The organism is Fibrobacter sp. UWB3, from assembly GCF_002210405.1.
Classification (GTDB): Bacteria; Fibrobacterota; Fibrobacteria; order Fibrobacterales; family Fibrobacteraceae; genus Fibrobacter.
On record NZ_MWQJ01000008.1, the window covers coordinates 80,826 to 104,339 of the forward strand.

A 23,514-nucleotide genomic window follows, 5' to 3' on the forward strand; every position below is an offset into this window, starting at 1 on the left:
GACAAGCTTACTTCGCGACCTTTGCAAAAGCCTTTTCAAGCTTTGCAAGCGCTTCGTCGCATTCGGCAGCGGAGACGTTCAGCGGCGGGAGCAAACGGAGCACGTTGCCCTTAGCGCTGAGAACCATCATACCTTCGTCGCGGGCGGCAGCAATCACGTTGCCGACCGGGAGCGATTCGTCGAGAGCGAGGCCGAGAATAAGGCCTTCACCACGCACGCCCTTCACTGCCGGGAACTTAGCAGCAATCGCTTCGAGACCAGCCTTGAGCTGAGCGGAGCGAGCTTCGACATTGGCGAGGAATTCCGGCTTTGCAATCTGGTTCACGACAGCGAGACCCACTGCGCAAGCAACCGGGTTACCGCCAAACGTCGTGCCATGATCGCCTGCCTTGAGCTGGTCAGCGACCTTCTGGCGGAGGAGCACTGCACCGAGCGGGAGACCGCCGCCAAGAGCCTTGGCAAGCGACACGAGGTCAGCATCAATGCCATGCTTCTGGAGGCCAAGGAATGTGCCGAGACGGCCCATACCTGCCTGGACTTCGTCGACAATCACAAGGCAGCCGAATTCTTTCTTCAAACTGTTGATTGCAGCGACCATTTCTTCGGAAACGGTCATCACGCCACCTTCGGCAGCGAGAGATTCGAGCATGATGGCGCAAGTGTCATTGTTGACTTCGGCCTTGAGGGCAGCCACATCGTTCCAAGGAACGTGAACAAAGTCACCCGGCATGGAGCCAAAGCCTTCGCGGATGGCCGGCTGACCCGTTGCAGAAAGGGCTGCAAACGTACGACCGTGGAAGCTGTTGATGAACGTTACGATCTTCTGGCGGTTCTTTTCGCCCTTGCGATCGAAATACTTACGTGCAAACTTGATGCAGCCTTCGTTAGCTTCGGTACCGGAGTTGCAGAAGAATGCCTTGTCGAAACCCGTTGCAGCGAGGAGAGCCTTAGCGAGGTTCACCTGCGGGAAGTTCGGATAAAGGTTCGAAATGTGGAAGAAGCTGTCCATCTGTTCTTCGACAGCCTTCTTGATAGCAGCATTCTGGTGACCGAGAGCGTTCACGGCGATGCCAGCGACAAAGTCAAGATACTTCTTGCCGTTCTTGTCGAACAAGTAAGAACCTTCGCCACGGACAAATTCAATATTGGCCTTGCCATAAAGCGGGGCGATAAACTGCTTGTCTTCTTCAAAAACGGAATTAGCCAAGGATTGTGCCATAGTTCAGTTCTCCATTAATTTGTTTTACAAAGTGGTCGGCATCCTTCCAGCCGACAATGTGAATGCTCTTGAGGCCGCGCTCAATGCTCTTGAAGCTTTCGCGGACCTTCGGGATCATGCCGCCGTTGATGACGCCAGAAGCAATGAGGGCTTCGCTTGCATCTTCCGTGAGTTCCGGAATGACTGTCTTGGTATCGTCCATCACGCCCGGGACATCGCTCACCAGCACGAACTGGTCAGCGTGGAGTGCCACAGCCAGTTCGCTTGCGGCAGTATCGGCATTCACGTTCCAGCTCACAGCCTTGCCGTTTTCGTCAGGACCGATAGAAATCGGGCTTACGACCGGGACAAAGCCAGCAGACCAAAGCGTTTCCACAATCTGCGGATTGACCTTCTTGACTTCGCCCACGAGGCCAAGATCCACCTTGCCCTGCTTCTTGACCACTTCAAACAACTTGCCATCGACGCCACTGAGGCCGACAGCGTTGCAATTGTTTTCGAGGAGCATTCGCACGAGTTTCTTGTTGACATGTCCCGAGAGCGTCATTTCGACCATTTTCATGATAGAAGGCGTCGTGACTCGGAGACCGTCGATAAAGGTGGGTTGTTCTCGGAGCAAGGAGATGTTTTCGTTGATGTCCTTGCCACCGCCGTGCACCACGGCCACTTGGCAGCCCATAGCCGGAAGCTTGCTGACTGCCGCCACAAAATCGGCCAACTTGGCTTCGTCGATTGCCAAGCTGCCACCAATTTTTACAACCACTTTTTTCATCGCTTACGATGTCCTCATAATTCTCAGGCGAAAAGCGAGCACCATTGCCCGGATTAGCCCGAAAAATTTACCGCAAATGTAGAAAAAAATTAAGAACCAAGGCCCTCGGGACCGAAGATGATTTTGAGGTAAATCCTTTTGGAACCTTTTTTCAAATCGTAGGTATCAAAGAATGAATACGAATATGAGGCAGAAAACCTCGCCCAAGTGATATTTACGTTCAAATCGGCATGGGCTCGCAAATAAAACCTTTGCTCCGGACTAAAGGCAAACCAGTCTGTATTGTAGCCAACTCCAATCGAAATAGGAACGTATTTGCGCCAAATGAAAAATTCCAACGTAGGGTTCAGCAATGCAGCCACAACACTCCAAACACGAAGCATCTTATCGGAATAGGTTATAATTGCAGAAACAGAAGATGTCAAGAAAAACAAGGAATGAAAAGCGGCAGTAGCTCCGGTTCTCGAGCAAGAATCAGTCTCGTCAGAAAGAAAATGCAACCCCCAAAGCATCGAGTTTAGATACAAGCCATCTGCAATGCGTTGACCAAACCACACCCCAACTAGATAATCGGCATGATTCGTCCAAGCCGTCACATCCATGCCAAAAGAAAACAAGTACTTTGACGTCCTTATTTCGTGGCTGTAAAGTTCAAAAATTCCAACCGAGCGCGTCGAATCTTCACTTGTCGTTTCTGCATGCACGCCCTCCAAATCAACAGGCACGCCCTCCAAATCAACAGGCGCGCCCTCCACATTTGCACCCGCAACAGGAACCGTTTCCGCAAACGAGAACGAGCAAATAAGGATTATAAGGCAAACAAGCTTACGCATTTGGGTAAAAAATACAAACAATCCCTCTTTTCTTTCACTTTTTCACTCTTCAAGCGTAATTTTTTTATATCTTTTGGGAAAACCTAACCAAAATAAGAGGTATTTTATGGCAATTACGAAAGTTTGGCTCGATGAATCTAGCGACGAATGCGTCTCCTGCGGCGCTTGCGAAGCAACTTGCGATGCAGTCTTCTCCGTTCCGGAAAAGATGGTCGTTAAGGAAGGCGTTGACTTCAGCGCATACGAAAACGAAATCAAGGACGCTGCTGACAGCTGCCCGGCTGGCGTGATCAAGTTCTCGTAATTCGAGCATTTAGGCAAAGTTATCGCGGAACCCCGCGATGGTACGAAGCTTTGCTTATCTTGTAAGATTGAACACAAAAACAGCACTCGATTCTATCGAGTGCTGTTTTTGTTTGTTTTCGCATTTGTCACCCCGGATTCATTCCGGGGTCACCTTTCCCGTTAAAAAGGCGATGCCGTCCCCATTCGCGGATCATGACTACTAAGCAGCAAAGCTGCAAGTAGTCAAAGAGAACGGAGTCCGGCATGACAGTGTAAAGCGCGACTCTCGGCTAGAAGCCCTTTTTCATGGACTTCAGCAAGGCGTTGAGCTTGGCGGGCTGGGCGGCCTGCGGCTTCTTCTGAGCAAAGCCCGGGCGTTCCTTACCGGCAATCTTGTTCTTGAGGTCGGCAATCGTTGCATGACCCTGGATGCCACCCTGCGGGCGAGCACCACCGTCGCGATGACCAAAGTTACCACGCGGGCCACCCACGCGCTGACCGCGAGGACCGCTCACGCCAGCACCGGCAACACCGTCCGTCTGTTCCTGCTTCATGGAAAGGCTGATGCGCTTCTGGTTAGCATCGACTGCAACCACGCGAACCTTCACCACGTCACCGACCGTAAGCACGTCCTTAGCGTCCGTCACATACTTGTCGCTGATTTCAGAAATGTGAACGAGACCGTCCTGATGCACGCCAATGTCCACGAATGCACCAAAGTTAGCGACGTTCGTCACCACACCTTCCATCCAGCTACCCGTCACGAGGTCGTTGATGGTCTTGATGCGGTCATCGAACTTAGCATAACGGAATTCCTTACGCGGGTCACGGCTCGGTTTCTGGAGTTCCTTGAGGATATCTTCCAAAGTAGCACGACCGACTTCGTCGGAGAGGAATTCGTCGAGCTTGATGCCCTTCACAGCGTCTGCATTGCCGACCATTTCCTTGACCGGAACGCCGACCTTTTCAGCCATCTTTTCGACGAGGGCGTAGTTTTCAGGATGCACAGCGGAATCGTCGAGCGGGTTTTCAGCACCTGGAATACGCATAAAGCCTGCAGCCTGTTCGAAAGCCTTCGGGCCAAAGCCCTTCACCTTCTTCAAGTCTTCTCGGCTTGCATAAGCGCCATTTTCTTCACGGTACTTCACAATAGCTTCAGAGAGCGTGTTGCTGAGGCCTGCCACGTGAGAAAGAAGCGGAGCAGAAGCGCTATTCACGTCAACACCGACCATGTTCACGCAGCTTTCCACGACTTCGTCCAAGCGCTTCTTGAGTTCGCGCTGGTTCACGTCGTGCTGGTACTGACCCACGCCAATAGACTGCGGATCGACCTTCACAAGTTCAGCGAGCGGGTCCTGCAAGCGGCGGCCAATAGAAATAGCGCCACGGGTCGTCACGTCTTCCTTCGGGAATTCGGCGATAGCAATCATGCTTGCGCTATAGACAGATGCACCAGCTTCGGAGACGATAACGCGCGGCGGAACCTTGCCCTTGAACTTGAGAGCCATTTCGCCACAGAAAGCGTCCGTTTCGCGGCTAGCCGTACCGTTACCGATAGCGATGAGGTCAATCTGATACTTGTCGATGAGGCTCATCAAATAAACTGCGGCACCGGCCTTGTCGTTCCACGGTTCATGCGGCTTGATGATGCCGTGATCCATGAACTTGCCGTTCTTGTCGAGCACAGCGACCTTGCAACCCGTACGGAAACCCGGGTCGAGGGCGAGCACAGCCTTGTGGCCTGCCGGAGCGGCGAGCAAAACGTCCTGGAGGTTCTTGGAGAACACCTTGAAAGCTTCTTCTTCGGCGGCGTCCTTGAGGAGGAGGCGCACTTCGCTTTCCATGCTCGGCTGGAGCAAGCGTTCCCAAGCGTCCTTGCACATATCTTCGAGGTACGGCTTCCAGACAGAGTCGTGCTTGATAACCTGATTCTGGAGGTAACCGACCATTTCTTCGTTCGGGACTTCGATGGAGAGGCGAAGCACCTTTTCCTTTTCGCCACGGCGGAGAGCGAGCATACGGTGGCTCGGGATCTTGGAGACCGGTTCGCTAAAGTCGTAGTAGTCCTTGAACTTGGTTTCTTGCTTTTCGAAATCCTTTTTGACCTTGGAAACCATGACGCCTGTCTTTTCGACCTTGTTGCGGAGGTACTGGCGGTATTCGGCGTTGTCTGCAACTTCTTCGGCGAGGATGTCTGCTGCACCCTTGAGGGCGGCACGCGGGTCGGCAAGGCCCTTTTCTTCGGACAAATAAATGCGTGCAATTTCTTCTGCCGTGTTTCCGGTATTTTCCTGAGCCCACATCAGGCGGGCGAGCGGTTCCAGACCTAGTTCCTTTGCAATCGTTGCGCGAGTACGCTTCTTCGGCTTGAACGGAGCGTAAATATCTTCGAGAAGAGTCTTGTCCTTGCAAGCTTCGATCTGAGCCTTGAGTTCCGGCGTGAGCTTGCCCTGTTCCTCGATGCTCTTGAGGATCGTTTCCTTGCGGTCCACAAGTTCCTGGAGGTAGTCGCGACGGTGGCTGATGTCGCGGAGTTCAATTTCGTTCAAAGTACCCGTTTGGTCCTTGCGGTAACGGGCGATAAAGGGGATCGTGCCCCCCTGGTCCATAAGTTCGAGCGCCTTACTAACGCGCCACACTTCAAGATTCAGCTCTTCGGCAATAATCGCAGAAAAATCCATTTGAGATTCCTACTTGTAGATTCCGTTTCCGGATTTGGGGTCCACCGAGCCATACACCCCTCATTGGATAGCACAGCCCGCACGGCCCTCGGTGACACAAGCCTGGCAACCACCGCTGCCAGACACCCCGTTCGGGGGTCTAGTGAATATAGCAAAAGAAAGTGTCAAATTTTCGACACATGGGGGCAAGGCTCAAAAAAGCCGTCAGGAAACAGCAGAAAAGCGGCCGTGACGCATCAAAACACCTGCAACACTTTTAAATTTTTAGTTCACCAATGGTATCCCAACCACCCCATTAAAAGTTACCTTTGGAGTATAAAAAAGGGATGTTTTATGAAAAAGCTCAATTCAAGATTTTTCGTTTTTAGTCTTGCCATTGCATTTGCCACAGAAGCATATTCCCAGGATTTTTGCAACACAGCAACCCACAGCGGCGAAAGCACGGTCGTCACCTCCAACGATATTAACGATATCGGTAACTATAGTTACGAACTCTGGGCCGACATCGGCGACAACTCCGCCACGTTCTACACCGACGGCTCATTCTCCTGCGAATTCAACAACGTGAACGATTACCTCTGCCGCGAAGGCATCCGCTACGGCATGAATAGCGGGCTCAAGTACACTGACCTCGGACACCTTTACGCCGACTTCAAGCTGACCGACCCGTCTTTCAAAAGCTATTCCAACGTGACTTACTCGTACATCGGTGTTTACGGCTGGTCGCAGGACCCGCTCATCGAATGGTACATCGTTGACACCTGGAGCCCGTATCGCCCGAACTGGATTGGCAAATCTACTGCAAACTGTGACGAATGCGGCTTGCGTGGCACAATCACCGTTGACGGCGCCACATACGAAGTCTACGTCGACAAAGTCCAACGCGGTTCCATCGAAGGCGACAACACGCCCTTCACGCAGTACTTCAGCGTGCGCAAAAGCAAGCGTTCTTGCGGAACAATCGACATTACAGCCCACTTTGACGGTTGGAAGAGCCTAGGCCTTGAACTCGGCAATTCCATGTACGAAGCAAAGGTTCTCGGCGAAGCGGGCCAATACCCCGAAAACGGGAACGCCTCCGGCACAATCGATTTTGCCTACGCCAAGGTCTACACAGGCGAAGCAAGCTCCACGGCCCTTCCCCAATTTGCACCGAAAACAAACACAATCACTAGCGCACAGGTTTTCGATATGCAGGGCAAATTCCTCGGAAACATAAATGCCACAAGCGATATCCAGAGCGCCATCAAGAACAAGTTCCGTAGCGCAGGCGTTTATATGGTAAAGCTCGGCTCTGCAATGAAGAGCGTTTCCGTAAAATAAGTTCTTTTTCATAACAAACCACACTCTAATCCATCAAGCTTGCGGTTACACCTAGCCGCAGGCTTTCTTATATTTAAAACAATGGAACAACAAAACATATCTCTCGCAAAGCAAATCAAGACCGGATTCGCTTCTTACATCACGGCAATCCGACTCATCCGTGCAAACAAGCTCACAAGATATTTGCTCATCCCCGCCATTTTGAACATCATCGTCGTGGTCGCGTTCATTTTCTTGGGCGTCGGCATTAGCGACTGGATCAACGGCATCATCGAGCGCAGCACCGAAAACATGAACGGCTGGATTCACGCCGGCATGGTCGCCATCAAGATTATCCTCCCCATCATTTTCTTTGCGCTGTTCGTTTTCATTGGCGGAACGATTGTCAACATTTTGATGTCGCCCATTTACACGTTCCTCTCCGAAAAGACCGAAACAATCCTCACCGGGAAAGAATTCCCGTTTGACATGAAGCAAACTTTCCGCGACGTTTGGCGAGCCCTCCGCATCGCCATCCGCAACACAGCCAAGCAGCTCATATTGACCGCACTTTGTCTTTTGCTGAACTTTATCCCAGTTGCAGGGAGTGTCGCTTCGCTTGTCCTAATTTTCATCATCAACGCGTATTACTTTGGCTTTGGATTCATGGACTACACTTACGAGCGTTGGCGTTTATCGCCAAAAGACAGCCGCAAGGAAACCCATAAATTAAAGTTCGTCGCATTTGCAAACGGTGCAGTGTACTCGTTACCGCTTTATCTCATCTGCGGTTCGTTCATTGCCGCATTTATCGGAGGCGTTTCGACAGTTGCCGCCACGCTATCGCAATTAGAGTTCAAAGAGAAATAAACTATATTAAAGAAAAACAAGGAGAAAATATGGACGCTTTAGATACTGCAAAAATCAAAGAAACTGCATGGGAAAAACTCAGCGGAAAATGGAGCCAAGCAGCAGTCGCCATCCTCGTATTTTTACTCATTTCTATAGTAATCGACATTCCTTCAACATTCTTCGAAAAAGACTCCACCGGCAAAAGCGTCTGGAATATTATAGAAACACCATTCGCCCTTGGCCTAGACATCGGCCTTTACGCTTATTTTCTGAATCTCGCACGCAACAAAGAAACTCCACTCAAGCGATTGATCGTTGGCTTCACTAGCGGTTGGGGATTTTATTTCAATCTCATATGTACCCAGATTTTAGCATTATTGTTCATCTGTTTATGGGCATTACTCTTCATCATTCCTGGCGTCATGAAGGCTTTTTCTTACTCTCTGGTTTACTTTATCATTTTAGATCATCCTGAATATTCGCACCTCGAGATTTTGCGCAAAAGTAGCGACATGATGTACGGCCACCGCATGGAACTGTTCGTACTCTGCTTGCGATTCATCCCCTGGATCCTCTTGGGAATTGTAACTTGTGGCATCGGGTTCCTGTGGGCTTGCCCATACATTACAACCGCTTTCTGCGAATTCTATCTGCAATTGAAAGCCAAGTACGAAGACTCTCCGGAAGTTGTAACGAACGCATAATAGAAAGCAAGTTTTGTTTTCTATTTTTGCGACATGCTCAAGAATTACATTTTTGATTTAGGCGGAGTTCTTTTGGACATCCGCATGAAAAACGCTTACGAACGATTTGTCGCACTCGGCTTGCCGCCCACCGAACTTGAGCCGGGCGGTTCTGCTTACAAGCTAATGGAAGATTACCAGCTCGGGTTCATCACGAGCGCTGAGTTCTGCCAGCAAATCGCAAGCAAGTGCGCCGCAAGTTCTAACACAAGATGCGCCGCGGGCCCAACAACGCCACACGATATCGAAGACGCCTGGAATTCCATTTGCTTGAGCGTTGCCGACCGCAAATTACAAGCACTCCGCAAACTGCGCAAAATGGAAGGCGTTGCCAGCGTTTCGCTTTTGAGCAATACAAACGAACTGCATTGGGAATGCTGTTGCCAAAACTGGTTCAATGCGAACGGCAACAAGCTCGAAGACTTCTTCGACAAGATTTTCTTGAGTCAGGAGCTCCATTTGCAAAAGCCCGACCCCGAGATTTTCAAAACCGCCATTCGCGAGCTCGGAGCCTCCCCCGCCGAAACAATATTCCTTGACGATAGTCCCGTCAACACGGCCGCCGCAGCCGCCTGCGGATTACAGACGCTTACCGTAACGGCAGACGTAGACTGGGTGGAAAAGCTTTTTTCGCAAGCACCTTGAATAAATGTAAACATTTTCTTATTTTTACGCTACATTGCGAGTTTTTGCAACCAAATTCTTGAGCTTTGAGCACCTTGAATTCTGTATAGCAGCCTCGCCATCAAGGAGTTAAAATGAGAAAAATCTTTCAAGCGATTTTCGCGTTAGTTCTTTTATTAACGGTTTCGCTTTTTGCACAAAACATGTGCATCGAACTTTGCACCCCCTGTCAAAACAAAAAAGACCAGACCTGCAAAAAAGTCGATAAACGGTGCCACTGCGCAGCACTCCTCGACAGCATCAGCGCAGCCCAAGCAAGCAAAGACGCCACATTTGCAGAAAGCATAAACAGACTTTCTGACGAATTGCTGCAAACATGCGATGAAACAGTCTGCGCCCGCAATATTTCTTTTGAAAGCGGACTATTCAAAGAAATCAAGCAAGGTCCATCGCCCGTTTCTAATGAAACAAAACAAAACCTTTACGAGACCAAGTTCAACAACACTCAACCTGAAATGTCTCGCATTGAGCCTTTGCCGCCAATGACAGAAGAATGCTCCGGCTTTTGCGGAGATTGCCCTGTCACAGACAAAATGCTGAAAGCAAAGCAGCCGAAATTTAAAGACAAATTTTGCAAGAAAATCGAACAATCCTGCAAGTGCATCGATTACGCTATCAACAAGAAGCAACTTGCAGAACAAGCCAAGGCCGACAGTGTCGCAGAATTCGAACGTAAACTGCAGCGCATCGAAAATGCAAGCGTACTCGCCAAGCAAATTCAGGAACACAGTATCAACGATTCCGCATGTACACTCACCGTCGTTTTCGCCAACAGTGAAATGGCTGCCTTAGACATTCAAAAAGCAAAAGAAATTGTCAAAGAAAAAAAGCAGGAATCAGCCACTACAGTCAAAGAAAATATTGCAGAAGAACAACCCACCCAATTCCAAGAAACATCTAAACCCACAACAGAAAACGAAAAAGAAGATGTCTGGGCATCATATTCACAAAAAAGCATAGCTTTCCAAGAAGACAGTCCAAGCTCCACTAATAAGGAAACCAAAACAGACAAAGTCAAAAATTCGTTCTTTGGAATATCACTTGCATTTGCAAGCCTTACAACCAGCGCTTTCTATGGGAAACCGCTACAAGATCTCGACGGCTATTTCGAATTTGGGGCAAACCTTGGTTTTTTCCACAGAATTTATTTTAACCGGATTGTTTCATTTAATTACGGATTAAACGCAGAATTCCATCACGGATGGTACTGCGGCTTCGTTGATTTCAGTACAATAATGGCAGAAATTCCGCTAGGTTTCCGTTTTGGTATTATTCCATTGGGCACTTCCCAAGTATCACTTTTCCTCAGTGCCAATTTCCATATCCGCAAGCCAATTTTCCTAATACGTCAATTTGATTCTGAAAATGTATATAATGATTTTGCATCTTTTTCCGAATGGGAATTTATCAACCTTTTGGGCTTTGGTATCGAAATAACGCGCCATTTTTCACTTGAGTTTCAATTGTTCGCTGGAAACTTCCGTATTTACGAAGGGCCATTCGGAACAGATGCCGAACAAAGCTATCTAAATGGCAGCGACAGTTGGCGAATCAAGATAGATTTCGCATTCTAAAAGGATTATAAAATGACACATAAATTTCTTCTACTTTTCATCGCATCATTTCTTTTTGTAGCCTGCGGTGACGAAAGCCCCATGTCGGCCGCAAACAATGACATTAGTGAAAAAGAAAAACAACGCGAACAAGAAATACAACGACAAAAAGAAGCTTGCTATTATGGGACAAGCAACAATTCAGCATCCTGGTGCTGCTCCAATTTCGGCTACCAGTGCAACACAGCAAAAAGTTCTTCTTCCGTAAAGAGTTCGTCATCTGCAAAGAGCTCGTCTAGCCACACATATTCAAGTTCTTCAAGAAAATATTCTTCATCCAGCACCATAAACTACTATTACTCAAGCTCATCAAAGACATCCTCTAATACAAAAAAATCATACCTTACCCAAAGCAAAAATCTGAAACTCACGCTGACTTATTTCAAGCAAGAAACGCCAGATTGGGACAACACGCTAAGCATGAAAAACTATGCAGATGCAGATCCTCGCATTTCTTTCAAAATTCAATTTCGAAAAAATGACGGTACTAGAGATTCTGTAATGACAAAAAATCTACTAGAAAAACAGGACACAGGAGAATGGGAAGGACGCATCGATTTCACAACAACAGTTCCTATATACACAGACTCAATCTTCATCTATCCAACGATCACTGACGCCGACCTTTTAATAAACGATGATTATTCATCAGGCTATGGCTACGGTTATTATCATGTCGGATATTTAAAAGATGACGAAGTCAGGTACGAATCTGATGAAGAAAACAAGCAATGCACCCTCAAATGGGAATGGTACTTGTACTAAAAAGCGCAATTATTATCAAGAGAAAAGGAGGCCATTAAGCCACCTTTTTTGCATTAGTTCTAAAGCAACTCCTAAATGCTCTTCCCATCGCTGAAGGCGTTCCCAACGCGGCGTTCCATCACATAGTAGCCGTGGCCTGCGGAATCGTAGCAAACTGGAGCAAGTTTCTCGACGGAGAGCTTTCCGTCTTGATCGAGCACGGATTCGTCGGCAGTGACGTTCACGATTTCGCCGAGCAAAAGTTCAGAGTCCTCGTCATAGCTCACGAGCTTGCATTCGAGCGCAAGCGGCAATTCAGCAATAAGCGGTGCATCGACATTTTCGCTCTTGACAGATGTAAAACCGGCCTTCGCAAATTTGTCAGCAACTCGGTTACCACTGGTAATGCCCAAATAGTCAATCGCCTTGATGTGGTCAGCCGTTGCCATGCTCACGGTAAAAGATTTGCGAGCAAGAATGTTCGGGATGGTCTTGTGAGTCTTGGCCACGTAAATTGCAACCTGGTTGTTGTCGCTGATTGAGCCCCAGGCAGCCACCATGGCATTTGCAGAGCCATCTTCGTTATAAGTGGCGATGACCAAAGTCGGCTGCGGGTACAGATAAGTTTTTACTCCGAGATTTTTGCGCATAGACGCTCCTTTTTTTCTTGAATTATAAAATTTTAACGACGGTCAAGATAGACTCTTGCGCCGTTCAGCTTGTAAAACTTCAATAGTTTTCGCGAATTCTTGTTGGGTTTGCGCGCCATCTTAAGCCCGACAGTCTGCGATTTCCACTTTTCTAGCGAATCTAGCCCAGCGTTCCCAAGAACAGCCAAATCATAACCGATGACATTCACAGCACCCGAAGCACGCGCTGTATCCAGTTGCGCCGAAATTCGCGCACTATCCGCAAGTGCTTTAGAATCATCCGTGCGGAACAATTCCGCATCGACCCAAAATTCAATTCCATATTTTGCACAAGCTTGGGCCACCACACGTTCGTATTTTCCGACTGTTGCAATATCTGCATGAGCCTTCCCTGCATCACTTGTCCCAATACCATCTTGAACAGCAATCACATCAGGCTTGAAACCCGCAGCAAAAAGTTTCTCGAAAAACAATTGCAATTTTTCGGGAGATTCCAAATTCTGATTGTAGAATGGAGCCGTCATAACCTTCCAACCAATCGCCTTCGCAGCATCCACAATTGGTTTCAAAAAATGAGTCACTAGCGATTCTGCAGTTGCATTTTCGCGGAGTCCATCCCAATAATAGCGCGCAATTTCTTGCGGGATATACACTCCATCAATTACATTCTCACGTCCATACAATTCATAAAGTTCATTTAAAATGCGAACGTTTCTCGCACACAAAGTATCAAGTTGTGTAACCGTCGGAGGTAAAAACCAATCTTCACCATTGTAATAAAGTCCAAGCCAAATTTTGGTTCCTGCAATTTTCGCAGCCTCAATACTCTTCGGAAAAAGCTGATTGTTCTTGTACTGCGTATTCTGCAAAAAATCAAGTTGCGATGGGTAATACAAATGCGTCGCTTCAACTGCAGCATATTGCAATACGACATATTCCATTCCGAGTGATTGCAAACGCTGGTGCATGAGAGTCAAGGAATCCTGTGACTGGTACGCCGTCGTCCAACCCGCATCAAATACACCATTAAGCCCCGCCGCATAAGCACCGTTATTTGTAAACAAAGAAATACAGCACAAAAATGTGACAGAAGCATAGTGCAAAATATGACACAATCTAGACATACTTAAAATATAACATCGTTTCCTTTTATTCGTAAAAAACATTTATCCATATTAAGCTTTTGACCGTTGGTTTTGGCCACATGGATTGTGCTAGTTTAATAAAAAAAAGGAGTATATCATGAAAAACAAAATCTTTTTAACAGCGGTAATCGCATGCGCTTTTATGTTTATCAATTGCAGCGACAATACAAACAAAGAAACCACAGAAATCTCAGAAGATGATGAAACCAGAGTCGAAACGGTTATGACCGTTTCTCCATCAACAACACCCGAATACAAAAGCAAAGGATCGCCCAAAGCACCAGACAATAGAGGAGTGGTAAAATATTTGGCTGCATCGTCAAAGCCGTCACCTTCTTTTTCAACGGCGGATGTCAAATTCACAAAGGATATTAGCAAAGTCTTAAAAACCGTAGATGGCTTACACACAACCGGGAAAACGGTTCTTGGGGGAAGACGCGGGAAATCTGCGGGCTTTTCCGAAAGTGCCGCAGGTTCAGCAGGAGTTAGCGATGGTTTGGCAGGACTGCTCGGAGGTTCCGCATCCATGCTCTCCACCGGCGCTTCAAAAACGTATGCCAAGAGATCATCAGCTCTAGCTAAAGCGCCATCAAGGACACATTCAGAGCGTTCATCATCAAAAACTGTATACCTCGCTTCCGATAGCGACGAAAGCAGTTCTTGGGACGATGATGAACCAGCCTCAAGGAGAAAAAGAAAAGCAAGGCGTTCGGACGAAGAATCTTCAGGATTGCTCACAGCTGGTGAATGGAACGATCTGGAGCATTGGAAATTCTGGACCAACATCATCAACGACAATGATTACAATGGAAAGATGAGCTACTGGAAATTCTACCCCCAGCAACTCGTTGCCGTAAAAGTGGTGGATAAAAACGAATTCGGCATCGCAAATGTTCCCGTGACACTCCTCAACGGCAGACAAGTAGAATTTACAACCAAAACAGACAATGAGGGATACGCTTACTGCTGGATTAATTTATTCCATGACAAAAACCAAAATCAAAATGACCTTTGGTTAATTGTCGATGGAGTGGTAATCAGCGGACAGCTCAAGATTTCGTCCAAAGCAAGTCACAAGCTCAATATCAATACCGTTGTAGACAAAGATGCCAAGCACCCCAAAACGACGGCAGACATCGCATTCATCGTTGACGCCACAGGTTCTATGAGCGACGAAATCAGATTCCTCAAATCCGATCTCAATTACATTATCGACCGCGCAAAATTTGAAAGCAATATTGGTTTACGCACAGCAGCCCTATTCTATCGCGACATAGGCGATTCATACCTCACGCGCCACGACGACTTTACTGATAACGTTGCAAGGACCCAGGAATTCGTCTCACGCCAGAGTGCAGGCGGTGGCGGAGACTACCCCGAAGCAGTCCACACAGCGCTTGAAGCCTCGCTGGAAAAACTCTCTTGGGACGAAGCAGCCCGCGCGCGCATCGCATTCCTCATCCTTGACGCCCCCGCCCACTACGAAGAAGACATCATCAAAAGTCTCCAGAACTCTATCCGCCTCTTCGCCAAAAAAGGCATCAAGCTTATCCCTGTAGCGGCAAGCGGTGTAGACAAAAAAACCGAATTTATGTTGAGATTCTTCGACTTGGCGACAGGCGGTACATACGTATTCCTCACCGACGATAGCGGCATCGGCAATTCACACATCAAGGCAACCGTTGGCAATTACCAAGTGGAAAGCCTCGCCAAACTGATGATCAGACTCATCAAGAAATACGTGGATTAACGCAAAAAATCATTCTCAAAAAAATTGCCTAAAATAGGTAACCTATTTTAGGCAATTTTTCAATTATCTCCCAAATTCTACCCTTTGTACTTTATCACAAGCATGGTAAGGTCGTCGCTCTGCTCTGCGCCATTCACAAACTCGGACACTGCATGCGACATGGTATCCAGCAACTGCTGCGGTCCCGCAAACGCAGGTAACTCGCGATTTTTGTCATCAGCATTCATTCCACCGTCGCCACAAATCGTTTCTTCAACGCGCTTCAATCCAAACAGCTTTCCATTTGCATTCATCGCTTCGGTAAGGCCATCCGTATAAAGCAAAATCATATCGCCCGCAGCGATGACCGATTCCTGGATATTGTATTTTTTTTCTTCCATGACCCCGATAGGGATATTTGCGGTAACATCGAGATATCGCATATTACGTCCAGTAATGATAATGGGCTTTTCATGGCCGGCATTGCAGTAGCTCAGGCGTCCCGTTGCAAGGTCTAGCACACCAACAAAAAGCGTTGCAAACATTCCCGTCGTATTTCCACGACTGGCCATCGTGTTCATTCCCATCACAATGTGAGATGGATTATCGACTTTAGTTGCAATCGTACGGAATACGGCCTGCGTCATCGACATGACAAGTGCCGCCGGGATTCCCTTGCCGCAGACGTCACCGATATTGAAGAACAGCTTTCCATCGCGCACAAAGTAGTCGTAAAAGTCACCGCCCACCTGTTTTGCAGGCACCTGACTACCGACAATGTTCAGGAATTCACTTTCAGGCATCGGAGGCGGAAGCATCGCCGTTTGGATAGCGTTTGCGATGCCAAGCTCCCTGTTTATCAAATCCTTTTCTGCGCTGACTTTGCTCAACTTACGGACGCTGAGAATGCTTCGGTACATAATGAAACCAAGCACAAATAGTCCTATCAACTGAAGAATGATGACCGGAATAAGCGAGCGTTGCTGGTTATCGTAGAGTTGCACAGCCATCGAAGAGAGTTCGCGCATCGGGACATCGGCTCCAATAACGGCAACGACACGTCCTTGAGCATCGTGAACAGGCCGCGAGAATGTAGACATCAGCGCCACGTAATAGCGACTCATGTACGGTTCGCTCCAGGAACCGTTGCCATGCAAGCCCTCGCGGTACCAAGTGCGTTCCGTATAGTCAAACCCAATAACGGTGTCTTTTATTTCGTTGGTTGCATCGTCCCTAAACGTAAAATACCCATCGCGAAGGCCATCACTCCCCACACGATAGGCAAAATCGACGCCGACAATTTCAGGATGGTTCGCAACCACTCGTTGCAACGCCATATGCAATGAATCTTGCTGTTGTGTATCGATAAAGCGTTCAACTTCGGGCAGAACAGCCGCAATAGCAGCCTCGGCAATTTCCTTGACTTCAAAGGTCCGGTTCGCAGAAGTAAGGTCTTGCTTAGCCATTTCCTTAATTTGGGCGGTAATGGCTCGGCGTGTAGAAATGTACTGCACAGCGGTCGTCAGTTCGAGCAACAATGCAGCAACGACGAGGACCGTTACGCTCCGGATTTTTGTATGGCGGGATGTGTTCATAATACTGCGCCCCTCAGCATGCTAATCTTGTAGTTTTATAATATATCTTATTTAGGGAAAAATTGTAATTTGGGTCCCAATTTTTATTATAAATGCTGATTTAGAACACACTTTTTGGCCCCAAAACGCCATTTTTACGATTTTTTAAGCTAGTCCAAAAGCCCACTATTTTGACGTTGGAACACAAAATAATATATCATACTCCAGGCGCCCCACACGACGCAAAGCGCCATACCAATATAACCCACCGCATAAACAGCGGAGGCAATTTCATCGCATTTCAAAAGCAAGCCCGTCTCGGAGAGGATAAAATTCCAGTCATGGAACCCATAAGGGGCTTCGGCACCAGTGCCGCCACTGATAAGCATAAGCTTCATCGGGAGAGCATCTTCGATGTAAGGTGCGACATCAATCAAATTTTCGAAAGCCCACCAAAGCGCAACCGACGCACCGAACAGGTCGCGAGGTTTAATCCACAGCGCAAAGCAGAACACGAGCGGCATAATGGTCTGAAACAGCGAACCACCAAGCGATGTAATCACTTCGCTCCCAAAAATTCGAAAAACAATGTGACCAGTTTCGTGGACGGGCAAGTTCAAGTTGTGCAAGAATTGGGCAATCCAAGATTCATAGCCACCAGCGAACGCCTGCAAAGTAAAGAACGCCATCGCAAACAACAGAACGACGCGGGCCGCGAAAAAATTATTGCGTCCAAGCGGTCGCGGCAACAAAACGAACTGCACCCAAACAGGCCATTCTTCAGGATCGTTCAGCCATTCCAAAATTCGAGCAAGTAGAGACTTCTTTTTATGAGGGACAAAGGTCATAAATGTAACGTTAGTAAGATTTGTCGCAAGATGTGCCGCGATTATAACAAGATGCGCTACAGGTCGCTATTCGCCGTAAATTTCTGGCGACTGGCTGTAGAATCGGCGATGCGTGAAGCTGTACCAGAGATTCGGATTTTCGTAGATGCGTTCTTCAAGCCACTTGTTGAATTGCGAGTTGACGACGCTCGATTGCGAAGGAGACGGCGCGGGGGAAGCAAGACGCGCGGGGGATGCGACCTGCGGGCCTTCCACCTCTATCGCGTGGAGAACGCGGATTCCGCAAATTTCTTCCATCCAGCAAATAAAAACGGGAGTCTGCGGACGATGTGTCAGCAGAAAGTCCGGCAACGGATTCACATTCGCCGGTTGCCCGAGCAATGTTCCGTCTATTGCACTCGGAATGCGGGAATCCTGATCGGAGAGCAAGCAGAAAAGCTTGCCATCGTTCAAAATGCGTATAAAGTCACGAGGTGTCCGGGCATCCACGGAATAACTCCGGCCATCGACCGAACGGATTTTGCGTTCAAGAATGTTATTAAGCCACTTGGGCTTCACGGGTATATAACTTGCGACAAGCGGAATTCCAAGTCGGCAAAGCCACGGCCCCATCGCTTCGTAATTGCCATAATGCGCCGTCAAGAAAATTCCACCCGCCCGCATTTTCGCAAGCACCGGAATGGCGGCCTCGTCAAGAGCAAAATCCCAGCCATCCACACGACACGGGTATGCAGTAAAATCATGAGGCAACTTTTTGAAAGTTCCAAAGCGGAACAAGAGTTCGCTCGCATGACGAGTCAAGTTAAACAAGAGTTCGTCGTAATTGACGGGTGAAGCCACATGCTTTGCGTTCGCCATAACAGTTTTACGCTTCCAGCCAGCAAGCCGAAGCACCACGTAAGCGCCCCACGCGAAAACGATCGCCGCTATTTTACCAAAGAAAACCATTACGGATTAAAGATACGAAAATCGAACAAACAATAACGAAATAATTTGTACTTTGAATAGGCTTTATTTCTAAATTATCTACTAGAGGTTATTATGATTTGCAATAATACGCAAAGCGCATTCTTTCTAGACGAGCCAGAGAACGTCCGACGCGGCAGGAGCGCCATTATATGGTCTTTCATATTCCTTGTTTTTACAATAATTGCTTGGGTTTCCATCGAAGTCTTAATCCAATTGCTCAAAAATTTCACAAAAGGATCCTTTACTACTATAGAATCCTTTGCTTTTTGTTTTTCCAGTCTCGCTATAGCATTCTTTCTCATAGTCTTTCTTTTATACGCCTACAAATTCAGTATATGGATTTACTACGCCGTAAAGGAACAGAACCAATACACCACCACTGAGCTCACCCCACTAAAAGCGGTCTTACTCGGTATCGTATTAGGTCCTTTCATTGACGCATATATTTTCAAGGACTTGTTCCATAAGCAAAACGCGACGCTCGAGAAATACGGGATTAAGCCGGCCGTTCTTCCAGAATGGATTTTCGCATTCATCATTGTCACTACGTTTCTCTCAATCCCAGCGTGCCTCTCGTCCTTATTCTTCCCCGGAAGACTCGCCCTAGTTGTATTGACCACCGTGATTTTCGCCTCATACATAAAAGTTATGCAGGTCATCATAGCAAACGGGCGTTCGTTACAACAAAAGCGATTCGACGACTTACTAGACCGCAAAGTGGAAGAAATCTTAAAACAACGCGAAAATTCCTAATCTCCTTTTACTACTATTATACATACTATGAGTGAAAATTGTCTTTTCTGCAAAATCATCAAGGGTGAAATCCCTTCCAAGAAAATCTACGAAGACGACGATGTGTTCGCCTTCTATGACATCGCCCCGCAAGCTCCGGTACACTTTTTGGTCGTGCCGAAGCGCCACATCGCAACAATCATGGACATGAAGCCGGAAGATTGCGAACTCGTGGGCAAGATGCTCTACCGCGCACAGCTCATCGCGAAAGACCTCGGCCTCGAAGAAGGCGGCGCACGCTTTGTGTTCAACTGCAAGGCCGATGCCGGTCAGACCGTATTCCACATCCACCTGCACGTCGTTGGCGGACAGGAAATGGGCTGGCCTCCGTTCCCGGCGAAGTAGTGATAAAAACTCGCGCTATAGTTCTGCACCGCTTTCCGTACAGCGATTCTAGCTTTATCGTCAAGGCGCTTACGGAAGAAAGCGGGATTGTCTCGTTTATCGTGAAGGGCGGAAAGAAAAAGGAATCTCCGTTCCGGGGAGCCCTTGATCCGCTTGCGTTAAGCGAAGTCGTTTTTCGCCAAAATCCGAATACCGATTTGCAGTTCATCAAGGAAGCTACGCTTTTGGACTGGCGGAAGAACTTGCGCAACGATTTACTCAGCACAGCGAAAGCGCAGGTCATGACCGAAATGATTTTGCGCTACGCACCGCAAGGCGTCCCCCTGCAAGAAGAATTTGAACGCCTAGAGCAAGCCATCCGCGAATTCGATTCCGATTCACCGCAAGATTCGCCGAATTCAGAAAACGCCGCGCACTCGTCAACATCGAGTGTTCCTGACAAGTCGCGTATTTTTGCACAGTGGCTCCTGGACACTTGCGATATGTGGGGCTACAATCTAGACCTCACCACTTGCAGTCGCTGCGGTCGCACACTCGAAAAGCCTGCCGCAGACTTTTTCCCCGAAACTGGCGGATTCGTATGCCAAGCGTGCCTCGGTGTCGAGCACCCGCGCGCACGATCAGAAACGCTACAGGGGCTTTGGGCGCTACAAACTGGCGACAAAATCGAGCACCCCAAATTCACAGAAAACGCGCTCCTCACCTACCTGCGCCACCACATCGGATTCCTCAAGGAAATCCATTCCATAAAGTTCTTGAACGAAACCAGAAAGCTGTTTGGTCAGTAGCCAATAGTCAATGGTCATTAGCAATTAACCATAACCAATGACTAACAACCAACAACTAGCTACTAAATAGCCATAACTTTACACTATTTGTATATTTGCCCATAGTTGAAAAAGTTTAAGTGAAGAGGTCATCATGTTAACACCAGAAGATATCAAAGCAAAAAAATCCAAGCACGAAATGATTTCCATGATCACCGCTTACGACTTCGCCTTTGCAAAAATCGCAGAAGCCGCCGGAATCGACCAGATTCTCGTAGGCGATAGCCTCGCAAATACCATGCTCGGTTACAAGAGCACGCGTGAAATCGGCATGACCGAAATGCTCATCTTTGCTGCAGCCGTTTGCCGTGGCGCCCCGAACACGCATGTCATTGGCGACATGCCCTACATGAGCGACAAGGATCCGCAAACCGCTTACGATAACGCCCGTCGCTTTTTGGATGTAGGTTGCTCTAGCATCAAGCTCGAAGGCACTCCCGAAGGCGTCATTGAATTTTTGCGCAGCAAGGACATTCCCGTTTGCGCCCACCTCGGACTTTTACCGCAGACCGCCGAAAACTTCAAGCAGAAAGGCAAAACCGAAGAAGAAGCACGCGCCATTGAAGAGGCGGCAAAGTTCGTCGACGGTCTCGGATGCTTCGAAATGGTTCTCGAGCATATTCCCGAAGAACTTGGTGCAAAAATCACAAAAGAAGTCTCCGCACCGACAATCGGCATTGGCGGAGGCAAGTTCACAGACGGTCATGTTCTCGTGATGCACGATGCTCTCGGCATGCATCCGAACAAGATTCCGCCGTTCGCCACAAAGTTCGTAGACATGTATTCCGTTGGTGTTCAAGGAGTTAAGAAATACATTGAAAGCGTCAAGGCAAGAGCTTAACTAAAAATATTTAGTTCTAAATTTAAGATAAGCTAACATAGTTTTCATTTAGCAAATCGATCTCGCAAGAGGTCGATTTTATTTTACTCAAAATTGTTGACGATAACATTTTTCTATCAAGCGAACGCTATAACAAAATTTTTCAAAAAAATTTCAAAAAAATTTTAAATATCTGTTGATTATTTGTGAAAAAGAAGTTATTTTTCAGGTATCAACAAATAAATAACAAAAAAGGAAGAAAAAAAATGGCTACAAAAACTGTTGCAAAGAAACCCGCCGCTGCAAAGAAGCCCGCTGCTGCTAAGAAGCCGGCCGCCGCTAAGAAGCCCGCTGCCGCTAAGAAGCCGGCCGCCGCTAAGAAGCCTGCTGCTGCTAAGAAGCCGGCTGCCGCTAAGAAGCCCGCTGCCGCTAAGAAGCCGGCCGCTGCTAAGAAGCCCGCTGCCGCCAAGAAGCCGGCCGCTGCTAAGAAGCCGGCCGCTGCTAAGAAGCCCGCTGCCGCTAAGAAGCCCGCTGCCGCTAAGAAGCCCGCTGCTGCTAAGAAGCCGGCCGCTGCCAAGAAGCCCGCCGCTGCTAAGAAGCCGACTGCCGCTAAGAAGCCGGCCGCCAAGAAGTAATCTTCTTTTTGACCCAACGATTTTGACCCGCAGACCTCTGCGGGTCTTTTTTTATATTGGCGCCACGCCCCACGTTTACTATTTTTGTTAGCATGATTTCAGAAAATGATTTGACCAATTCGCAGAACATTCCCTTTGAAGAACGCATCGCCCGCATCGAAAAGATGATTGAAGCCGAAGCAGAACCGAAAGCATTCGAACTCGGACTTTTGCTCGCTCTCAAGATGGGCCAGGAAATCCGCGAAAAGAAACCGCTCGGCAGCACGACTGGCGACATCGTCGCCGCATGGAGTTCCAAGTACCCGGAATCCGTCGTCGAAGAAGTAATCGCTCACGCCAAGCAGTTCCTCACAAATCCAGGCGCCCTCGCCGAAAAGATGAAGAACATCATGCTGAAAAAGATGAATAAGCAAGAAGAAAAAACGGACGAGGCCGAAAGTGGAAAATAAACTCCAGGCAACCATCGACATCGGGAGTCACAGCAGCATTCTGTTGATTGCAGCTTTCGAAGACGCACCTGCCGAATCAAGTGAAGCGCCAGTAGCACCGCGCAAGATTCTCGTACCGAAACTCCAGAAGGTCGAAGTCTGCCGCCTCGGCGAAGACATTTACGAACACGGGAAAATCACGCCCGAACGCATCCAGGAACTCGTCAACATCATGACCAAGTTCCGTATGGACTTACACGCCCTGGGCGCAGACCTCAAAGCAGTCGCGATGACCGAAGCCATGCGCAAGGCCACAAATCCGGACGAAGTGATTGAAGCTGTTGAAAAAGCAGTGTGGGTCAAGCCGCGCGTCATCACCGGAGAAGAAGAAGGCAAGCTCACCTACCGTTCCGTCAAGGAATGGCACGGCGAAGGAAACGTCACGATTGACATCGGTGGCGGATCCACAGAACTCAGCAACGGCGAAACGACTTTCTCGATTCCCGTTGGCGCCCTCAAGATGTTCAAGGCGATGGGCCCGATTCCCGGTCCGGAATACAAGAAGTTTATCAAGGAAACGTTCAAGGATTTGTCTTTCAAGGGCATGACGAAAAAGCCTGTCTACCTTATCGGTGGTACAGGCACCGCACTTGCGATGGTTTTCTTGAACAGCCAAACGTTTGACTACAAGGCGATTGAAGGTCTCGAAATGAGCCTCGCCGACCTTGAAGCGGTCACCACGCGCATTACGAACCTTTCGAAAGAACTCCGCGCGATGCTCCCGGGACTTGGAAACGGCCGCCACGAAGTTATCATTTGCGGTTTGTTCTGGTTGCGTTCGCTCCTCGAAAAGCTCCGTGTAGAAACATTCAAGATCAGTACGGCAGGGCTACGTTTCGGTTTGCTCTACCCGCCCGAAAAGGAACCAGAACCCAAGCCAAAGAAGCGCCCGGCATTCCTAAAAAAGACGGATGCCACATCCGAGACGGCGATCCCCGAACAGGTCGGGGATGACAAATAAAAG

Annotated in this window: 25 protein-coding genes; 15 read left to right on the forward strand and 10 right to left on the reverse strand. The window is 48.3% G+C overall.

Annotated elements, in window-relative coordinates:
* Positions 1 to 7 precede the first annotated feature (7 nt).
* From B7991_RS10110 to B7991_RS10120, 3 genes are all read right to left on the reverse strand, one after another.
* A complete protein-coding gene (locus tag B7991_RS10110) occupies positions 8 to 1,219 on the reverse strand; it encodes an aspartate aminotransferase family protein (protein ID WP_088630719.1) in 1,212 nt (403 codons plus the stop codon).
* Complete coding sequence (gene argB / locus B7991_RS10115; RefSeq protein WP_014546850.1) at positions 1,200 to 1,991, reverse strand: acetylglutamate kinase; 792 nt, start codon at positions 1,989 to 1,991, stop codon at positions 1,200 to 1,202. The genes B7991_RS10110 and argB overlap by 20 nt, the downstream gene beginning before the upstream one ends.
* A gap of 89 nt (positions 1,992 to 2,080) precedes the next feature.
* Positions 2,081 to 2,824 (reverse strand): hypothetical protein, encoded by a 744-nt coding sequence (locus B7991_RS10120; RefSeq protein WP_088630720.1) that lies wholly within the window; start codon positions 2,822 to 2,824, stop codon positions 2,081 to 2,083.
* 106 nt (positions 2,825 to 2,930) lie between these two features.
* Between B7991_RS10120 and B7991_RS10125 the strand changes: the two genes are divergently transcribed.
* Positions 2,931 to 3,128, forward strand: a complete 198-nt coding sequence (locus tag B7991_RS10125) for a ferredoxin (protein ID WP_014546849.1) — start codon at positions 2,931 to 2,933, stop codon at positions 3,126 to 3,128.
* 271 nt (positions 3,129 to 3,399) lie between these two features.
* Here B7991_RS10125 and B7991_RS10130 read toward each other — a convergent pair whose 3' ends face one another.
* The gene (locus B7991_RS10130; protein ID WP_088630721.1) at positions 3,400 to 5,790 is read right to left on the reverse strand and encodes a Tex family protein; all 2,391 of its coding nucleotides are present in this window, start codon (positions 5,788 to 5,790) and stop codon (positions 3,400 to 3,402) included.
* A gap of 333 nt (positions 5,791 to 6,123) precedes the next feature.
* Between B7991_RS10130 and B7991_RS10135 the strand changes: the two genes are divergently transcribed.
* The 6 genes from B7991_RS10135 (at position 6,124) to B7991_RS15000 (ending at position 11,749) form a co-directional block, all read left to right on the forward strand.
* Positions 6,124 to 7,113: a glycoside hydrolase family 11 protein gene (locus B7991_RS10135; RefSeq protein ID WP_088630722.1), complete on the forward strand. Its 990-nt coding sequence runs from the start codon at positions 6,124 to 6,126 to the stop codon at positions 7,111 to 7,113.
* A gap of 81 nt (positions 7,114 to 7,194) precedes the next feature.
* Positions 7,195 to 7,962, forward strand: coding sequence for an EI24 domain-containing protein (locus tag B7991_RS10140; protein WP_088630723.1), 768 nt, complete (start codon positions 7,195 to 7,197; stop codon positions 7,960 to 7,962).
* 29 nt (positions 7,963 to 7,991) lie between these two features.
* On the forward strand, positions 7,992 to 8,648 hold the full coding sequence (locus B7991_RS10145; RefSeq protein WP_088630724.1) for a DUF975 family protein: 657 nt from the start codon (positions 7,992 to 7,994) through the stop codon (positions 8,646 to 8,648).
* Between the two features lie 33 nt (positions 8,649 to 8,681).
* A complete protein-coding gene (locus B7991_RS10150) occupies positions 8,682 to 9,332 on the forward strand; it encodes an HAD family phosphatase (RefSeq protein WP_088630725.1) in 651 nt (216 codons plus the stop codon).
* 113 nt (positions 9,333 to 9,445) lie between these two features.
* A complete protein-coding gene (locus B7991_RS10155) occupies positions 9,446 to 10,945 on the forward strand; it encodes a hypothetical protein (protein WP_088630726.1) in 1,500 nt (499 codons plus the stop codon).
* Positions 10,946 to 11,404: 459 nt separating this feature from the next.
* Positions 11,405 to 11,749, forward strand: a complete 345-nt coding sequence (locus tag B7991_RS15000) for a hypothetical protein (protein WP_088630727.1) — start codon at positions 11,405 to 11,407, stop codon at positions 11,747 to 11,749.
* Positions 11,750 to 11,820: 71 nt separating this feature from the next.
* Here B7991_RS15000 and B7991_RS10165 read toward each other — a convergent pair whose 3' ends face one another.
* The 3 genes from B7991_RS10165 to B7991_RS15145 all read right to left on the reverse strand — a co-directional run bounded on the left by B7991_RS10165 (position 11,821) and on the right by B7991_RS15145 (position 14,261).
* A complete protein-coding gene (locus B7991_RS10165) occupies positions 11,821 to 12,378 on the reverse strand; it encodes a flavin reductase family protein (RefSeq protein WP_088630728.1) in 558 nt (185 codons plus the stop codon).
* 32 nt (positions 12,379 to 12,410) lie between these two features.
* The gene (locus B7991_RS10170; protein ID WP_217898057.1) at positions 12,411 to 13,442 is read right to left on the reverse strand and encodes a DUF4434 domain-containing protein; all 1,032 of its coding nucleotides are present in this window, start codon (positions 13,440 to 13,442) and stop codon (positions 12,411 to 12,413) included.
* 150 nt (positions 13,443 to 13,592) lie between these two features.
* Complete coding sequence (locus B7991_RS15145; RefSeq protein ID WP_254917932.1) at positions 13,593 to 14,261, reverse strand: hypothetical protein; 669 nt, start codon at positions 14,259 to 14,261, stop codon at positions 13,593 to 13,595.
* On the opposite strand from B7991_RS15145, the gene B7991_RS15150 reads away from it, so the two are divergent.
* Positions 14,254 to 15,273, forward strand: a complete 1,020-nt coding sequence (locus B7991_RS15150) for a hypothetical protein (protein ID WP_254917933.1) — start codon at positions 14,254 to 14,256, stop codon at positions 15,271 to 15,273. The genes B7991_RS15145 and B7991_RS15150 overlap by 8 nt on opposite strands.
* 77 nt (positions 15,274 to 15,350) lie before the next feature.
* Here B7991_RS15150 and B7991_RS10180 read toward each other — a convergent pair whose 3' ends face one another.
* The 3 genes from B7991_RS10180 to B7991_RS10190 all read right to left on the reverse strand — a co-directional run bounded on the left by B7991_RS10180 (position 15,351) and on the right by B7991_RS10190 (position 18,622).
* Positions 15,351 to 16,847 (reverse strand): PP2C family protein-serine/threonine phosphatase, encoded by a 1,497-nt coding sequence (locus B7991_RS10180; protein ID WP_088630731.1) that lies wholly within the window; start codon positions 16,845 to 16,847, stop codon positions 15,351 to 15,353.
* A 149-nt stretch (positions 16,848 to 16,996) separates the two neighbouring features.
* On the reverse strand, positions 16,997 to 17,674 hold the full coding sequence (locus B7991_RS10185) for a hypothetical protein (RefSeq protein ID WP_088630732.1): 678 nt from the start codon (positions 17,672 to 17,674) through the stop codon (positions 16,997 to 16,999).
* Between the two features lie 66 nt (positions 17,675 to 17,740).
* Complete coding sequence (locus tag B7991_RS10190) at positions 17,741 to 18,622, reverse strand: lysophospholipid acyltransferase family protein (RefSeq protein ID WP_088630733.1); 882 nt, start codon at positions 18,620 to 18,622, stop codon at positions 17,741 to 17,743.
* A gap of 93 nt (positions 18,623 to 18,715) precedes the next feature.
* On the opposite strand from B7991_RS10190, the gene B7991_RS10195 reads away from it, so the two are divergent.
* The 7 genes from B7991_RS10195 (at position 18,716) to B7991_RS10225 (ending at position 23,511) form a co-directional block, all read left to right on the forward strand.
* Positions 18,716 to 19,396, forward strand: a complete 681-nt coding sequence (locus tag B7991_RS10195) for a hypothetical protein (RefSeq protein WP_088630734.1) — start codon at positions 18,716 to 18,718, stop codon at positions 19,394 to 19,396.
* Between the two features lie 27 nt (positions 19,397 to 19,423).
* A complete protein-coding gene (locus B7991_RS10200; protein ID WP_072827496.1) occupies positions 19,424 to 19,780 on the forward strand; it encodes a histidine triad nucleotide-binding protein in 357 nt (118 codons plus the stop codon).
* Positions 19,780 to 20,568 carry a DNA repair protein RecO gene (recO, locus tag B7991_RS10205; RefSeq protein WP_088630735.1) on the forward strand — a complete coding sequence of 263 codons (789 nt, stop codon included), beginning with the start codon at positions 19,780 to 19,782 and terminating at the stop codon, positions 20,566 to 20,568. Before B7991_RS10200 ends, recO begins: the two co-directional genes overlap by 1 nt.
* A 133-nt stretch (positions 20,569 to 20,701) precedes the next feature.
* The gene (panB, locus tag B7991_RS10210) at positions 20,702 to 21,448 is read left to right on the forward strand and encodes a 3-methyl-2-oxobutanoate hydroxymethyltransferase (RefSeq protein ID WP_088630736.1); all 747 of its coding nucleotides are present in this window, start codon (positions 20,702 to 20,704) and stop codon (positions 21,446 to 21,448) included.
* 245 nt (positions 21,449 to 21,693) lie between these two features.
* On the forward strand, positions 21,694 to 22,062 hold the full coding sequence (locus B7991_RS10215; RefSeq protein WP_088630737.1) for a histone H1: 369 nt from the start codon (positions 21,694 to 21,696) through the stop codon (positions 22,060 to 22,062).
* A 92-nt stretch (positions 22,063 to 22,154) separates the two neighbouring features.
* On the forward strand, positions 22,155 to 22,511 hold the full coding sequence (locus B7991_RS10220) for a hypothetical protein (RefSeq protein ID WP_088630738.1): 357 nt from the start codon (positions 22,155 to 22,157) through the stop codon (positions 22,509 to 22,511).
* Positions 22,501 to 23,511, forward strand: a complete 1,011-nt coding sequence (locus B7991_RS10225) for a phosphatase (protein WP_088630739.1) — start codon at positions 22,501 to 22,503, stop codon at positions 23,509 to 23,511. The genes B7991_RS10220 and B7991_RS10225 overlap by 11 nt, the downstream gene beginning before the upstream one ends.
* Positions 23,512 to 23,514: the final 3 nt, after the last annotated feature.

Coding starts and splice junctions, on each gene's coding strand:
- B7991_RS10110 (WP_088630719.1), bottom strand. CDS start 1,219: ATGGCACAATCCTTGGCTAATTCCGTTTTTGAAGAAGACAAGCAGTTT.
- argB (WP_014546850.1), bottom strand. CDS start 1,991: ATGAAAAAAGTGGTTGTAAAAATTGGTGGCAGCTTGGCAATCGACGAA.
- B7991_RS10120 (WP_088630720.1), bottom strand. CDS start 2,824: ATGCGTAAGCTTGTTTGCCTTATAATCCTTATTTGCTCGTTCTCGTTT.
- B7991_RS10125 (WP_014546849.1), top strand. CDS start 2,931: ATGGCAATTACGAAAGTTTGGCTCGATGAATCTAGCGACGAATGCGTC.
- B7991_RS10130 (WP_088630721.1), bottom strand. CDS start 5,790: ATGGATTTTTCTGCGATTATTGCCGAAGAGCTGAATCTTGAAGTGTGG.
- B7991_RS10135 (WP_088630722.1), top strand. CDS start 6,124: ATGAAAAAGCTCAATTCAAGATTTTTCGTTTTTAGTCTTGCCATTGCA.
- B7991_RS10140 (WP_088630723.1), top strand. CDS start 7,195: ATGGAACAACAAAACATATCTCTCGCAAAGCAAATCAAGACCGGATTC.
- B7991_RS10145 (WP_088630724.1), top strand. CDS start 7,992: ATGGACGCTTTAGATACTGCAAAAATCAAAGAAACTGCATGGGAAAAA.
- B7991_RS10150 (WP_088630725.1), top strand. CDS start 8,682: ATGCTCAAGAATTACATTTTTGATTTAGGCGGAGTTCTTTTGGACATC.
- B7991_RS10155 (WP_088630726.1), top strand. CDS start 9,446: ATGAGAAAAATCTTTCAAGCGATTTTCGCGTTAGTTCTTTTATTAACG.
- B7991_RS15000 (WP_088630727.1), top strand. CDS start 11,405: ATGAAAAACTATGCAGATGCAGATCCTCGCATTTCTTTCAAAATTCAA.
- B7991_RS10165 (WP_088630728.1), bottom strand. CDS start 12,378: ATGCGCAAAAATCTCGGAGTAAAAACTTATCTGTACCCGCAGCCGACT.
- B7991_RS10180 (WP_088630731.1), bottom strand. CDS start 16,847: ATGAACACATCCCGCCATACAAAAATCCGGAGCGTAACGGTCCTCGTC.
- B7991_RS10185 (WP_088630732.1), bottom strand. CDS start 17,674: ATGACCTTTGTCCCTCATAAAAAGAAGTCTCTACTTGCTCGAATTTTG.
- B7991_RS10190 (WP_088630733.1), bottom strand. CDS start 18,622: ATGGTTTTCTTTGGTAAAATAGCGGCGATCGTTTTCGCGTGGGGCGCT.
- B7991_RS10195 (WP_088630734.1), top strand. CDS start 18,716: ATGATTTGCAATAATACGCAAAGCGCATTCTTTCTAGACGAGCCAGAG.
- B7991_RS10200 (WP_072827496.1), top strand. CDS start 19,424: ATGAGTGAAAATTGTCTTTTCTGCAAAATCATCAAGGGTGAAATCCCT.
- panB (WP_088630736.1), top strand. CDS start 20,702: ATGTTAACACCAGAAGATATCAAAGCAAAAAAATCCAAGCACGAAATG.
- B7991_RS10215 (WP_088630737.1), top strand. CDS start 21,694: ATGGCTACAAAAACTGTTGCAAAGAAACCCGCCGCTGCAAAGAAGCCC.
- B7991_RS10220 (WP_088630738.1), top strand. CDS start 22,155: ATGATTTCAGAAAATGATTTGACCAATTCGCAGAACATTCCCTTTGAA.